The organism is Burkholderia sp. KL41 (assembly GCF_057005415.2).
The window spans coordinates 228,090-239,947 of the sequence record NZ_CM174446.1; the positions used below are offsets into that span (position 1 = coordinate 228,090).

Consider the following 11,858-nt stretch of genomic DNA (forward strand, 5'->3'; position numbering starts at 1 on the left):
ACGCGGATGTGGTTGTGCCGGAAGGTCGCACAACGAAAAGGCCCGCCGGATACTTCTCGGCGGGCCTTAGTGATGGCTTACAAGATGTGGTCGGAAATACTTGGGAGTGTGCTTTGGACCGCGGAAATCAGCAGTATTGCCAGCTCGTAAGCGATTTCGGTATCGCAGCGCACGCTTCGAGTCAATCGAGTACCGTTAAGCGCGGTGATGAAGCCGTTACCAGTCATGGCAACGGATAGGATTTCCGACGCAGATTTCTTGCCATCTACTCCAGTGCGAACGACAGAGAACGCGATGCGCGCGGATAAGAGGTTGCCGTCGCGGAAGTGATCGGCAATACCGATGACGTTTGCATGAGGGGTCGTGACGGTGATGGCCTCTTCGTCCCCGGTCACTCGAGCGGAGCAGCCTTTGAGGTCGGCGCCATTGATTTCGGTGCCAATCAAGTTGAAGAACGAGTGGATGGATTTGTTCAACGTCTCCGCTCGTGACAGGGTGGTGAATACCTCTTCTACATCACTGGTGGTTAGAAATTCCAAGATGGTCTCCTTGCGTGGAGGTTCCATTCTGACGACCTGTCAACTTCCTAACAAGTGAGTAAATCCGCTGCTCAAGCGGCGAGATTACCGTGCCAGAAAATCGAGGATGTCGTCGGCGATCCGATCGATGTCAGCGTCGGCCAGGCCGAGCAACTCACGCGCGGGATACTTCACGATCGGCCCCTTGTTGCGCCGCACGCGATCGCGTAGCCCCTCCTGGTGCACGCGCGCGATGCGCTCTACCTGTTTCGTGAAGTGCAGTGCGGCTACGTCCGCGCTCGACTCGGTCTTCAGGAATCGCGCAGTGCGCAGCTTCGCGAACATGGCGCGGCGGATCAGCCCCTTCTTGCGGCGCGCCTGCGGCTTCCGCGGCTCGTATGGGCTTCCGTCAGGATTGCGCGCCTCGCCGATTCGCCGGGAATGACGTCGACGCAGCTCGGCGGCCAGCCCTTTCGCCAGGAGCGCGCGCTGCGGGCTCGTGAGCTGGCCGAGCAGGCCGGCCGCCCAGTCTTCGGCCCGTGAGAGTCGATCGGCCATGCGGTCAGCCTGGGATTGATGGTTCCGCGAAGTGGCGGATCTCGTAGCCATCCGGCTTCTCGAGCACGCCCACGCGTTCGGTCAGCTTCAACAGGATCTCGACGTCGGATTTGCCATTGTCGAGCAGCTCGGCCTGGAAGCGGAAGCCGTCGCGGCATAGCTCGCGATTGAGCAGCATCTCGGGCTGGTTCACCTTCAGCCAGGCGATCACCGGGACGATGAGGTGATCCGCGTGGCCAGCGTAGTCCGTCACGACGACGTCGAGCGTGTACGCGTACTCGAATGACAGGGAGTTCGCCGCCGTGGTCGCGATCGAGCCGTGTTCGATGAACACGTGCAGGCGATCGGGATTGCGTGCGAACTCGGGGATCGCGGCGGTCAGCGCCGCGCGCAGGCTGTCGGGCTTGTTCATGGCTTCGACTCCTCCGCGCCGCGCAGGCGTGCCTGCAGCGCGATCAGTTGCTCGGCATTTTCGTGACAGGTCGTGTAGTTGCCGGCGACAGTGCCGGCGACGGCAGAGAGTGCAATTCCCGCGGGGGCTGCATCAGTGCTTCCGGGATCTCCAACCTGCACGTTGGCGACGGCTGCGTCGTGCACGCGCACAAAGCCAACAGGGACAGTGCAAGCACGATCGGCTTCGCGATCGACATAGACAGGAACCTCCTTGATGATCGTGTCGCCCTTGCCGCGGACGACCTGGACGCGGTCGACGTACTTCGTGACGACCTGGACATTGAGGCGCGCCTGATCGCGTTCCGCCGTTCGGTCATGGATCTGGCGCGCGAGGTCGGCCGCATGCTCGCCGGCGTCGACCAGGCGCGCGTGCTGAATCGCGATCGCGGCGGCCGCCGCGCAGAGCGCAATGAGGCAGACGACCAGGGCGCGCGCGGTACCGATCATGCTGCCTTCGCCTGGCTGTAGCGGCCATATGCCCGCTCAAGCTTCACGTCGTACAGGTTTTCGGCGTACGCCTTCCCGTTGTAAAGCTCGGCGAACTTCGCCCACTTCTTGGCCCGGAGTGCGGCGAGCATCGTCTTGTCGGCCAGGATGAAGCGGACGAACGCCTCGAGCTGCTCGGCCTCGCTCACCTTCATCGCCTCCACGAACGCGAACACGTCGGGGTAGCCGAGCGTCGACCAGTGGAAGCCCATGATTTGAAAGGCGCCCCAGCTCGTCGCCTCGAGCGCACAAGCGGCGGATATCTGCTGCGCGTTCGCCAGGCGCCCATATTCCGCCGAGTCGCCGGCGTAGCCGCCGCGCTTCGGGTCGACCAGGGCGGGGTACCTTGCAGCGAGCGCGTCGGCGTCCATGCCAGCGGCCGCGAGCTGGCGGTACATGATGTGCCGTTCGAACAGGATCACGGGCCGCCCGTCCGGGAGGAATCCCGAGCCCCGCGATTCGACTTCGTTGACGGCGCGCACCGATGCGACGTCCACCTGCAACCGCTCGGCCGCGCGCTGCAGATCCGCATCGGTAAGGTGCCGCGGATCGCGCTGGCCGGCCGCGAGAGTTGACCAGGTCTTCGCGCCGGCAATTCCGTCCGCTACCAGGCCGTGCGATGCCTGGAACGCCAAGACGGCGCCGCGAGTCGCGTTTCCGTAAATTGCGTCTGCGTCGATGCGCGCGCCGGCGTTGATGAGCTGGCGCTGCAGATAGCTGACGTCGGCGCCGCGGTCGCCGAGGCGAAGGGTCTTATACATGGCGCCCCCAGAGTTTGAACTGCAGCACGCGCGCGATCAGCGACCCGCGCGGATCACCGCAATGGAACAGCTCGACCACGTTGCCGCGCACCCCGAAGACGGCCAGGCAGAGAACGGCGACCAGAAAGGTATCGCCGAGGCTCGCCGGCGGCAGCGTGCCGAACGCTGCGCGGATCGGCGCGGCGCCGGCAGCGACGGCCAGCGCGTAGGCCAGGCACGACGCGAGCGGCCGGTGCGCGCCGGTGCCGCGGCGGAATGTCACGAGGCGCAGTGCGAGCGCCGCGCAGAGCAGGGCGTAGACGTACGTGAGCATCACTTTTCCTTCCCCCTGAACGCGTTGAGTAGGCGATCGGGCGCGTCGGCCTGGGCGATCAGCCAGAGCAGCAGCTTCACGACGAGCGCGGAGGCGATCAGCGCGCCGATGCCGGCGTGCACTTCGATGCGCGTTGGCAGCACGGCGTCGAGCGCGGCCGCGAACAGATCGGCCGTGAGGCAACCGGCGACGAACGAGATCACGAAGAACGCGATGCGCTTCGGGATCGACGGATCCGCGGCGGTCATGACGAACAGCAGCGAGCCGGCGAAAGCGCCCATGACGACGTTGGCGTCGACGCCGGGAAAGAGCGACAGCGTTGCGACACCGAGTGCCGCGGCCGTCGCGGACGACGTGGAAATAGGTTCAGCCATCTTCAGTCCCATAACTGGAGCCGCTCGGCGCTGGATTGCGCCGCTTGCGGTACTTCGTCGGGCAGCTCGACGAGCAGCCCGTGAGGCAGGATCGGGCCGTACTGCGCGAGATCCGGGTTGAGATCCAGGACGAGCTCGACGACGCCGCGCGTGCGGCCGAGTGCCCGCCAGCAAAGCCCGTCAACCGTTTCGCCCTGCAGCGCGCGCACTTCCATCAGATCAGCTCCACCGTGACGCGCGGCCGGCGCAGCAGGGCGCTGATGGCCCATCGCGCGTCGCGGCGCAGCTCGTCACCCTGCGGCTCGAGTTCGTCGGCGCGCCTGGCTCCTTCGCTGGTCGTGTCGTAGTCGCGATACCGCTCGATGAGCGTGGCTTTTGCCAGGCAGTAGATGGCGCGGCGGTAGTGATGCAGCAGTGCGCTTTCGCCGTCGAGCTGGTCACCCGGCACGTCGGCGAGCCGAGCGGCGCCGGCGGCCTGCCAGGTCGCGCGCGTGTCGCGCAACTCGTCGTTCACGCTGGCGATCGCGTCGAGCAGTTCGTGGCGCAGGCGTGTGTCCGTCACGGTGCCGTCGAGGCGCATCGTGTCGCGTGCCTGCTCGAGCGCCACATCGGGATAGAACGGATCGTTCTTGATCGGCTTCGCCGGTTCCGCTTCCGCCGGTGCGCGCGGCAGTGGGGGCGTCGAGACAAAGGACATGATCGGGCTCGTCTGGTGAATAGAAGGAGGCGGTGGACGGGGCTTTCGCGCGGACTGTGCCGGCTTCGGCCCCGTGCCGCCTGGTGCGTGGGCTACGCTCGGTATCAGCCGCCAGGGCCGGACTGGTCGCCGGCGGCCGTGTTCTTCAGCTCGCGCTCGAGCCGCTCGATGTCCTTCTTCACGCCGACATTCGCGAAGAGCTGCAGCGCGCGGCGCAGGTGCTCAAGCGCGCGCGGCGGATCCGTTTCGGTGAGGCCGTAACCGATCGCCTTGTTCAGCTTCGCGCGCACCTCGTCGGGCATGTCGGCATCGGCCGTGAGCCGGCCAATCTCGACGAGCGGTTCGACCTGGATCGATTCGCCCGCGCGGTTCGCGCGCAGCGCCGCGTCGGCGAATTCCTCGACGAGCAGGCAGGGCGTGCTGCGCTTGAACTGGTCGGGCAGCGTGAGGCCGTGCTGCAACGCATAGGCGCCGATCTTGAGGGCGCCCTGGTAGTCGCCGCCGTCGATGCGCCACACCATGATCGTCATGAGGACATCGTCCTGGGCGCCGGCGCCGCCGGCCAGGACGCCGTCCACCCACGCGTCATACGCGGGCAGGAACTGGCGCTTCAATGCGGCCTTGCGCTCGACTGACTCTACGGCCTTCAACGCACGCCGGTGGTCGTCGAGCTGCGCGAGCATCAGCGTGTAGGCTGAGTCGTCGCGCAGGGTGCCGACACCCGCCGGCGCGCCGCGCGCGGCTTTCGCCGCAACACTGCGTTGGAAATGCTGGCGGAAGCGGTTCGTCATGCGCCGGCCTTGGGAGCGTCCGGAGCGTGGTCGATGTCGACGAACTGGATGTTCTCGACGACGCAGCCTGCACCGTATTCCTCGATCACGTACGCATCGTTCGAACTTTCGTAGTTCTCGATGCGGTCGCGCTTCGGGTTGTCGATCAGGGCGCGCCGGCGAGCCTCGATTTGCCAGTAGATCGACAGGTTGTCGAGACGCGTGACCATCAGCGCCCGCGGCGGGAAGTACGGCACGCGCACAGCCGGGAGGTTGCCGATCCGCTTCTGCGACGTGACGATGTCGGCCGCGAGCGTTTCGGTCGGCGCCTGATCCTTGTTGATGATCGGGAAATACTTGTCCTGGAGCAGCTCGCGGCCGCAGATCACGACAAGATTCGGATCCTCGACGAACCACGGGTCGAGCAGCTCGTTCGTCGCGTTGACGACGATGGCGTCGAGGTTCTTGAACTCTTCGCCCTTACCGACCTTTGCGCCAGTGATGACGCGTTCGTTCGCGTTGTTTCGGTACTGCTGCAGCCAGCCGATGTTGACGTCCTGCAGCAGCGGGTTTGCCGCGAGATCGGTGTCGGTCGCAGCCTTCGTGCCGTTCCAGCCTGTCATGATGCGATCGAGTGCTTGTCGCTGGATGATCGAGTCGCGCACGCGCGCTTGGAAGTCGGGGAACTTCGCCCATGCGTCGAGAAGCTGGTAACGCAGGTGTGTATCGTAGTCGGTCTTCTCGCAGCGATAGCGGTGGCTCTCGAGCGCCGAGACGTCTCGAGTTTGGCGCTCCTTCTTCGACGTGTCGGTGCGGCTCGCGATCGGGCTGGAAACGCCAAGTCCGATCTTCTCGCCTTCCATCTCGGACACGCCGTAGATGTTGATGCTTTTCAGGAATGCACTCGATTCCTGCGTCTTGGTTTCGAGGGTTTGCTGCACGCTCGGCGCGACCGAAAACTTCACCGTCGCGTCGGCGACGCCGTTCAGTTCCTGGATGCGACCGACGTATCGGGCGTAGTGCTCGCGGGTATCGTTCCGCATGGGTTCTCCGTTGGCGAAAGAGTGGTGGGGCGGCTTAGCAGTCGGTCTGCGCGGCGGTATCGCCGCCCTTCGAGGTCGGGCGTTGCTGCGTGCTGCTGTCGGTGCGCGAGAGCTTCATGACCAGCTCGTCGTGGCGCTTGTTGGCGTCCGTCAGCGCGCGCTGTAGATCGGCGACGTCGTCGTTGAACTTCTCGACCTGGTCGACCACCTTGCCCTGGCTTTCTGCGATCGCGACGACCGACTTGGAGATGTCGGAGTAGCGTTGGTCGTCGGACGCGTCCTTGCGGCTCAGGAGGTTGCTCACCATCGTGAACAATGTCCGGCCGGCGCCGCCGGTGCGCGGTGCTTCTTCGTCGAGCTCGATGTCCGCTGCAAGCGCGGCGCTGAACAGGTTTTCGGGACGCTGCTTGCGGGAATCGAATGCCTTGCTCTTCGCGCTGAACTCAAGCATTTCGGTGCCGAGGCTGGCCGGGTTGTCGGTGACGGCCAGGCCGACCAGGTACGCCTCGCCCGAGCCAGCGAAATCCGGATCGACTTCCATCGACGTGTAAATCTTCTGGCGCTGCTCGGTGGTCAGTGCGACCAGGTCTTTCGTCGGCGAGAGTTGCGCGAGCAGTCGGGTCTTGCCTTCCTGCTCGTCGGTCTTCAAGGCGACCACGTCGCCGTATGCGCGGAATGCGCTATCCGGGTACATGCCGCGAATGTGTTCCATGTTGATTCGGGCGCCGTACTTCTTCGGGTCGTAGTTGCTCGCCATCTCTTCGAGCATCTTGCGGTCGATCTTGCGGCCGTCCGTCGTCGCGCCTTCGGTCGCGATGCAGAAAAATTTCGTCGTCTTCGAATCCTGTGCCATGTGCGAATCCTCTGAGAGGGCGTGGTGCTTTGTTCAGGGATTCCAGTTTCGGCAGTTCGATCAGGCGTCGCAATGAATGTTGGTTGTGCCCGCAACCGATACAACCGGATCGAGTAGGGCTCGCGCGCGCGCGTCGGTAGCCTTGCTGCATGACTGCTCTTCCCATCGATTCATCCGACGTCGATCCGCGTCGGCGTGCACGCGACCTGTACTGGCAGGGGTATCGCATCGCGCGCATTGCCGAGCTGCTCGGCGAGAAGCCGGCCACGCTCTATAGCTGGAAGCGGCGCGACCAATGGGACGACACGGAGCCGATTGACCGCGTCACACTGTCGATGGAAGCGCAGTTGATCCGGCTCGTGATGAAGGAGAAAAAGGAGGGGCGCGACTGCAGAGATATCGACCTGCTGACTCGGCAGCTCGATCGGTTACGCAAGCGCCCCGCGAACGAGTCGAAGGTGAGCGATTCCGGGAGCGCGGGCGGCTCGCGTCGGGCGCGCAACGCGGAAGACCGCAACGCGTTCAGCGAAGAGCAGATCGAGAAGCTCAACGACGCGTTCCTCGAGTCGATCTTCGACTATCAACGTGGCTGGTATCGCGCGGGATTCAAGGAACGGATCCGGAACATCCTGAAGAGCCGGCAGATCGGCGCGACGTGGTACTTCGCGCGCGAAGCGCTGCTCGACGCGCTGAATACCGGCCGGAACCAGATCTTCCTTTCGGCCAGCAAGGCGCAGGCGCACGTCTTCCGGCAGTACATCGTCCAGTTCGCGAAGGACGCGGTCGGTGTCGAGCTGCGCGGCGACCCGATGGTGTTGCCGAACGGTGCGACGCTGTACTTCCTCGGGACGAACGCGCGCACGGCGCAGAGCTACCACGGCAACCTGTATTTCGACGAGTACTTCTGGGTGCCGCGCTTTCAGGATTTGCGAAAAGTGGCGTCGGGCATGGCGATCCATTCGCAGTGGCGCCAGACGTATTTCTCGACGCCGTCGAGCCTCGCGCACGACGCCTATCCGTTCTGGTCTGGCGCGCAGTTCAACAAGGGCCGTCCGAAAGATCAGCGCGTCGACTTCGATGTCACGCACGAGGTGCTCGCAGCGGGCCGCGCGTGTGCTGACGGCCAGTATCGCCAGATCGTGACCGTCGAGGATGCCGTGCGCGGCGGCTGCAACCTGTTCGACCTCGAGCGGCTGAAGCTTGAGTACAGCACGGACGAGTACGCGAACCTGCTGCTGTGTCAGTTCATCGACGATTCGCTGTCGGTGTTTCCGCTGTCGATGATGCAGTCGTGCTTGGTCGACACGTGGGAGGTGTGGCACGACTTCAAGCCGCTGTATCTGCGCCCGTTCGGCGACGACGAGGTGTGGATCGGCTATGACCCGTCACGCACGCGCGACAGCGCGGGCTGCGTGGTGATCGCGCCGCCGCGCTCCCCCGGCGGGAAGTTTCGAGTGCTCGAGCGGCACCAGTGGAACGGGCTGGATTTCGAGGCGCAGGCCGCGAAGATCGAGGCGATCACGCAGCGCTACAACGTCACCTACATCGGCATCGACACAACCGGCATGGGGCAGGGCGTCTACGAGCTGGTCAGCAAGTTTTTCCCGGCCGCGACGCCGATCCGCTACTCGGTGGAGGTGAAGGCCATGCTGGTGATGAAGGCGCAGAACGTGATCCGTAAGGGCCGGCTCGAATACGACGCCGGATGGACGGATTTGACCGCGTCGTTCATGGCGATCAAGAAGACGATCACGCCGAGCGGGCTGCAGGTGACGTACACGACGACGCGGTCGGAAGAGGCGAGCCACGGCGACCTGGCGTGGGCGTGCATGCACGCGCTTGCAAATGAGCCGCTCGAGGGCGCGACCAGTACCAATTCTGGATTCATGGAGATTTTCTGATGTCCCGCAAGTATGGACGCGCCGCCGCGCGGCGCGCGCACAACCGCGCAGAGGCTGCGCCCGAGTCGCCAGCGGCGCCGGCCACGCGTGCCGAGGTTTTCTCGTTCGGCGATCCGATGGAAGTGCTGGATCGGCGTGAGCTGCTCGATTACGTCGAGTGCATGCGAATGGGTCAGTGGTACGAGCCGCCGCTGCCGCTCGATGGCTTGGCTCGATCGTTCCGTGCGGCGCCGCATCACAGTTCGGCCATCTACGTTAAGCGCAACATCCTGGTGCAGTCGTACATCGAGCATCCGCTGTTGCCTCGCGCGGAATTCAGCCGATTTGTGCTCGAGTACCTCGTGTTCGCGAACAGCTACCTCGAGCGGCGCACAAACCGCCTCGGCGACATACTGGCGTTGACGGCGCCGTTGGCGAAGTACACCCGAGCGGGTGTCGATCCCGGCCAGTATTGGTTCGTGACGAACGTGCGCGAGCCCTACGCGTTTGCGCCGGGCTCGGTGTATCACCTGCGCGAGCCCGACCTGAATCAGGAGATCTACGGCCTACCCGAATACCTATCAGCGCTGAACTCGACGTGGCTGAACGAGAGCGCGACGCTGTTCCGCCGGCGCTACTACAAGAACGGGAGCCACGCCGGGTTCATCATGTACATGACCGATGCGGCCGACCGACAGGAGGACGTCGACAACCTGCGCGCGGCGCTGAAGAACGCGAAGGGGCCGGGCAATTTCCGCAATCTGTTCATGTACGCGCCGAAGGGGAAAAAGGACGGGATCCAGCTTTTGCCGATCGGCGAGGTCGCAGCGAAGGACGAATTCTGGAACATCAAGAAGGTGACGGTGGAGGATCAGCTCGCGGCGCATCGCGTGCCGCCGCAGCTCATGGGGATCATCCCGTCGAACGCAGGCGGATTCGGCGACGTAGAGAAGGCGGCCGGGGTGTTCAACGGCCTTGAGATCGAACCGTTGAAAGCGAGGCTGCGGGAGGTGAACGACTGGCTCGGGACTGAGGTCGTGCGCTTTCGTCCTTACGCGCCGCCGGTGACGTGACGCGCCGCCGCGCGCGTGCCTGCCGGCTACTTCGCCGGCCGATCAGGCGCAGCAGCCATTTCGTCGGCCGGGTAGAGCTGCAGCATCGCGCGCGCAGCTTCGACGTTTTTCGTGTGCAACCATTCGTCGTAGTCAGCCGGCCGCAGCATCACGACGCCGCGCTTCTCATCTTCGGGCCTGTGCATCAGCCTGAACAGCGGGTGTTCGTCGGCGTTGAGCGTGAGCATGGTCATGCCGATCAGGACGCGGCCGTCGTCGCTCTGGTAGCGTCGCCAGATACCGGCGACGCAGTAAGCGCTCCAGTCGGCAAGGCCGATGCGTTGCCACACGCACGGCCCGCGATCCCATCCGCCGCCAGCTTTCTGCGTCGCATGCGGGTATGACGGCTCGACGACATACTGCGCAGGGATGAGGCAGCGCTGCCCTTCGCGCCACGCGCGCTGATAAAGGCGCTTCTCGGCAACCTCTTCGCCACGCGCGTTGACGGTGTCGAACTTCTTTCGCTTCTTGCCCTTCTCGTCAAGCCTGTCTGGCTGCATGAACTTTGGCCAGAAGCCAAACACGGCCTCGGTGACGGCCGAGCCGTCGCCGTCCGGCAGTATGGCCGGTGCCCGATAGTCGGGCCACACGTCGACATCCCAAGGATCGCGGCGGAACAGGTCGCCGATGCCAATCTTCAGCTCGTTGATGCCCGGATCTTCGTTCGGTGCTTTGTAGTTGGTGCACATCACTGTCCCCCTTTTCTCGTCGGACTGACGCGGCTGATCGCACCGTATCGGTATTCGCCGCGTGCAGCTACACTGTATAAATATACAGGCGTTGATGATGGGTAGCGAACGATCAGGCTATGGCCTCTTCCAGCCGAAACTCGACGGCCCGTGCTGGACGTGCGAGCACTGGAGCGGGTACATCATGGGCAGTGACAGGACGGCCGTATGCTTCCAGCCGGGCGCCGAGCACGTGCGCGCGATCGCGGTATCGGGCTGTGCATTCTGGGTTCGAGCGATCGGACTGGACGAACTGACGGACGCACAATGCGACGCGTTCGTGCAGCAATACCGGCCGGAATATCCGCGCCCGAAGCGCCCCCTCTGGCAGCGAAAATAACTTATAAAATGCTTGTGCAAACTTATAAGAAAACTTATAATTGTTTGCATGAACTCGATCAAATGGACTGCCAAAGCATTCAAGCAACTGCGTAAGCTGGATCACCAAGTCCAGAAGGTCATTCGTGACAGCGTAGTTACCTTAGAAGCCATGCCGAACTGCCATAACGTGAAGTCCCTGACCAATCACGAATATGATTACCGGCTCAGGGTCGGCAACTACCGGGTTCTGTTCAACTGGGACGGTGAGATCAAGGTAGTCGAAATCGAGGAGGTAAAGAAACGCGATGAACGCACGTACTAACATCCAAATCATCAACGGGCCGGACGGAGCGCCGGCCTTTGTGGTGATCCCCTACGCGGAATACATGGCGCAGCGCGACGAGGAGCGCGACCTGATTCCGCACGCAGTCGTCAGCGCAACGGTCGACGGGGCAACGCCCCTGCGCGCGTGGCGCGAATATCTCGGGCTGACGCAGGCTGAAGTCGCAACGCGACTCGGCATCAGCCAGTCCGCCTACGCTCAACAGGAGAGCAGCGAGAAGCTGCGGCGGTCGACGCTCGAGAAGATCGCCGCCGCGCTCGGCATCACGGTCGCGCAACTCGACGTCTGACGAGCGGTCGGCCAGCAAAAAGCCGCCAGGTACTTCGGTGCCTGGCGGCTTTTTTTCGTCCGTACCGATGTGTTGGCTTCGGCGGGCTCAGGCGCCCTCAGAGCGGCTGGCCGGCGGCCCGTGCCGCGCATGTGCGTCAGCATGCGGCAGCCCCGTAGCGGCGCTGCTGACGCATGCCAGGGGTCGTCCTGGGGTCGGATCGCCCCCCTGAGAGGCTGGCGCCGACCCGTCGCGCGCAGTTGTAGCCCCGCCCCACCTGCCCGCAAAAACGAGTGGTTTTTATGCACGCATGCACCGGCGGCTCGGGGCCGGCCGGCGCGGGCCGCGCGGCGGTCGGCGGCCCGATTCTTCTATGCGCT

General features: G+C 64.2%; 18 protein-coding genes. 5 read left to right on the forward strand and 13 right to left on the reverse strand.

Annotated features, from left to right (window positions below):
* Nucleotides 1-77 precede the first annotated feature (77 nt).
* The 12 genes from PQB87_RS01045 to PQB87_RS01100 form a co-directional block, all read right to left on the reverse strand.
* Complete coding sequence (locus PQB87_RS01045; RefSeq protein WP_489242473.1) at nucleotides 78-539, reverse strand: hypothetical protein; 462 nt, start codon at nucleotides 537-539, stop codon at nucleotides 78-80.
* 84 nt (nucleotides 540-623) lie between these two features.
* Nucleotides 624-1,076, reverse strand: coding sequence for a phage virion morphogenesis protein (locus tag PQB87_RS01050; protein WP_489242474.1), 453 nt, complete (start codon nucleotides 1,074-1,076; stop codon nucleotides 624-626).
* A gap of 4 nt (nucleotides 1,077-1,080) precedes the next feature.
* Nucleotides 1,081-1,488: a phage tail protein gene (locus PQB87_RS01055; protein ID WP_489242475.1), complete on the reverse strand. Its 408-nt coding sequence runs from the start codon at nucleotides 1,486-1,488 to the stop codon at nucleotides 1,081-1,083.
* On the reverse strand, nucleotides 1,485-1,976 hold the full coding sequence (locus tag PQB87_RS01060) for a hypothetical protein (RefSeq protein WP_489242476.1): 492 nt from the start codon (nucleotides 1,974-1,976) through the stop codon (nucleotides 1,485-1,487). The genes PQB87_RS01055 and PQB87_RS01060 overlap by 4 nt, the downstream gene beginning before the upstream one ends.
* On the reverse strand, nucleotides 1,973-2,776 hold the full coding sequence (locus PQB87_RS01065; protein WP_489242477.1) for an N-acetylmuramidase domain-containing protein: 804 nt from the start codon (nucleotides 2,774-2,776) through the stop codon (nucleotides 1,973-1,975). Before PQB87_RS01065 ends, PQB87_RS01060 begins: the two co-directional genes overlap by 4 nt.
* On the reverse strand, nucleotides 2,769-3,089 hold the full coding sequence (locus PQB87_RS01070) for a phage holin family protein (RefSeq protein WP_059688422.1): 321 nt from the start codon (nucleotides 3,087-3,089) through the stop codon (nucleotides 2,769-2,771). The genes PQB87_RS01065 and PQB87_RS01070 overlap by 8 nt, the downstream gene beginning before the upstream one ends.
* A complete protein-coding gene (locus tag PQB87_RS01075; protein WP_226161328.1) occupies nucleotides 3,089-3,463 on the reverse strand; it encodes a putative holin in 375 nt (124 codons plus the stop codon). Before PQB87_RS01075 ends, PQB87_RS01070 begins: the two co-directional genes overlap by 1 nt.
* A gap of 2 nt (nucleotides 3,464-3,465) precedes the next feature.
* Nucleotides 3,466-3,678 (reverse strand): tail protein X, encoded by a 213-nt coding sequence (locus tag PQB87_RS01080; RefSeq protein WP_060222668.1) that lies wholly within the window; start codon nucleotides 3,676-3,678, stop codon nucleotides 3,466-3,468.
* Nucleotides 3,678-4,160, reverse strand: a complete 483-nt coding sequence (locus tag PQB87_RS01085) for a head completion/stabilization protein (RefSeq protein WP_059688425.1) — start codon at nucleotides 4,158-4,160, stop codon at nucleotides 3,678-3,680. The genes PQB87_RS01080 and PQB87_RS01085 overlap by 1 nt, the downstream gene beginning before the upstream one ends.
* Nucleotides 4,161-4,264: 104 nt before the next feature.
* Nucleotides 4,265-4,951, reverse strand: a complete 687-nt coding sequence (gpM, locus tag PQB87_RS01090; protein ID WP_059688426.1) for a phage terminase small subunit — start codon at nucleotides 4,949-4,951, stop codon at nucleotides 4,265-4,267.
* Entirely contained in the window at nucleotides 4,948-5,973 is a 1,026-nt protein-coding gene (locus PQB87_RS01095) for a phage major capsid protein, P2 family (protein WP_489242478.1), read from the reverse strand. Before PQB87_RS01095 ends, gpM begins: the two co-directional genes overlap by 4 nt.
* Before the next feature lie 34 nt (nucleotides 5,974-6,007).
* Nucleotides 6,008-6,826, reverse strand: a complete 819-nt coding sequence (locus PQB87_RS01100) for a GPO family capsid scaffolding protein (protein ID WP_489242479.1) — start codon at nucleotides 6,824-6,826, stop codon at nucleotides 6,008-6,010.
* A 149-nt stretch (nucleotides 6,827-6,975) separates the two neighbouring features.
* Between PQB87_RS01100 and PQB87_RS01105 the strand changes: the two genes are divergently transcribed.
* Entirely contained in the window at nucleotides 6,976-8,727 is a 1,752-nt protein-coding gene (locus PQB87_RS01105) for a terminase ATPase subunit family protein (protein ID WP_060222673.1), read from the forward strand.
* A complete protein-coding gene (locus PQB87_RS01110; RefSeq protein WP_489242480.1) occupies nucleotides 8,727-9,779 on the forward strand; it encodes a phage portal protein in 1,053 nt (350 codons plus the stop codon). Before PQB87_RS01105 ends, PQB87_RS01110 begins: the two co-directional genes overlap by 1 nt.
* Nucleotides 9,780-9,805: 26 nt before the next feature.
* Here PQB87_RS01110 and PQB87_RS01115 read toward each other — a convergent pair whose 3' ends face one another.
* Nucleotides 9,806-10,507 (reverse strand): SOS response-associated peptidase family protein, encoded by a 702-nt coding sequence (locus PQB87_RS01115; protein ID WP_489242481.1) that lies wholly within the window; start codon nucleotides 10,505-10,507, stop codon nucleotides 9,806-9,808.
* Between the two features lie 97 nt (nucleotides 10,508-10,604).
* Here PQB87_RS01115 and PQB87_RS01120 point away from each other — a divergent pair, with 97 nt between their 5' ends.
* From PQB87_RS01120 to PQB87_RS01130, 3 genes are read left to right on the forward strand one after another with little or no spacing between them, the layout of a single operon-like run.
* Nucleotides 10,605-10,886, forward strand: coding sequence for a hypothetical protein (locus PQB87_RS01120; RefSeq protein WP_489242482.1), 282 nt, complete (start codon nucleotides 10,605-10,607; stop codon nucleotides 10,884-10,886).
* 48 nt (nucleotides 10,887-10,934) lie between these two features.
* Nucleotides 10,935-11,189 (forward strand): type II toxin-antitoxin system RelE family toxin, encoded by a 255-nt coding sequence (locus tag PQB87_RS01125; RefSeq protein ID WP_059688433.1) that lies wholly within the window; start codon nucleotides 10,935-10,937, stop codon nucleotides 11,187-11,189.
* On the forward strand, nucleotides 11,173-11,499 hold the full coding sequence (locus PQB87_RS01130; protein WP_059688434.1) for a helix-turn-helix domain-containing protein: 327 nt from the start codon (nucleotides 11,173-11,175) through the stop codon (nucleotides 11,497-11,499). Before PQB87_RS01125 ends, PQB87_RS01130 begins: the two co-directional genes overlap by 17 nt.
* Nucleotides 11,500-11,858 lie beyond the last annotated feature (359 nt).

What these genes read in the sequence shown, in the direction of transcription:
- PQB87_RS01070 (WP_059688422.1), bottom strand. Translation starts at nt 3,089, where the DNA reads ATGCTCACGTACGTCTACGCCCTGCTCTGCGCGGCGCTCGCACTGCGC.
- PQB87_RS01080 (WP_060222668.1), bottom strand. Translation starts at nt 3,678, where the DNA reads ATGGAAGTGCGCGCGCTGCAGGGCGAAACGGTTGACGGGCTTTGCTGG.
- PQB87_RS01060 (WP_489242476.1), bottom strand. Translation starts at nt 1,976, where the DNA reads ATGATCGGTACCGCGCGCGCCCTGGTCGTCTGCCTCATTGCGCTCTGC.
- PQB87_RS01105 (WP_060222673.1), top strand. Translation starts at nt 6,976, where the DNA reads ATGACTGCTCTTCCCATCGATTCATCCGACGTCGATCCGCGTCGGCGT.
- PQB87_RS01100 (WP_489242479.1), bottom strand. Translation starts at nt 6,826, where the DNA reads ATGGCACAGGATTCGAAGACGACGAAATTTTTCTGCATCGCGACCGAA.
- PQB87_RS01125 (WP_059688433.1), top strand. Translation starts at nt 10,935, where the DNA reads ATGAACTCGATCAAATGGACTGCCAAAGCATTCAAGCAACTGCGTAAG.
- PQB87_RS01065 (WP_489242477.1), bottom strand. Translation starts at nt 2,776, where the DNA reads ATGTATAAGACCCTTCGCCTCGGCGACCGCGGCGCCGACGTCAGCTAT.
- PQB87_RS01050 (WP_489242474.1), bottom strand. Translation starts at nt 1,076, where the DNA reads ATGGCCGATCGACTCTCACGGGCCGAAGACTGGGCGGCCGGCCTGCTC.
- PQB87_RS01110 (WP_489242480.1), top strand. Translation starts at nt 8,727, where the DNA reads ATGTCCCGCAAGTATGGACGCGCCGCCGCGCGGCGCGCGCACAACCGC.
- gpM (WP_059688426.1), bottom strand. Translation starts at nt 4,951, where the DNA reads ATGACGAACCGCTTCCGCCAGCATTTCCAACGCAGTGTTGCGGCGAAA.
- PQB87_RS01095 (WP_489242478.1), bottom strand. Translation starts at nt 5,973, where the DNA reads ATGCGGAACGATACCCGCGAGCACTACGCCCGATACGTCGGTCGCATC.
- PQB87_RS01115 (WP_489242481.1), bottom strand. Translation starts at nt 10,507, where the DNA reads ATGTGCACCAACTACAAAGCACCGAACGAAGATCCGGGCATCAACGAG.
- PQB87_RS01130 (WP_059688434.1), top strand. Translation starts at nt 11,173, where the DNA reads ATGAACGCACGTACTAACATCCAAATCATCAACGGGCCGGACGGAGCG.
- PQB87_RS01055 (WP_489242475.1), bottom strand. Translation starts at nt 1,488, where the DNA reads ATGAACAAGCCCGACAGCCTGCGCGCGGCGCTGACCGCCGCGATCCCC.
- PQB87_RS01075 (WP_226161328.1), bottom strand. Translation starts at nt 3,463, where the DNA reads ATGGCTGAACCTATTTCCACGTCGTCCGCGACGGCCGCGGCACTCGGT.
- PQB87_RS01085 (WP_059688425.1), bottom strand. Translation starts at nt 4,160, where the DNA reads ATGTCCTTTGTCTCGACGCCCCCACTGCCGCGCGCACCGGCGGAAGCG.
- PQB87_RS01120 (WP_489242482.1), top strand. Translation starts at nt 10,605, where the DNA reads ATGGGTAGCGAACGATCAGGCTATGGCCTCTTCCAGCCGAAACTCGAC.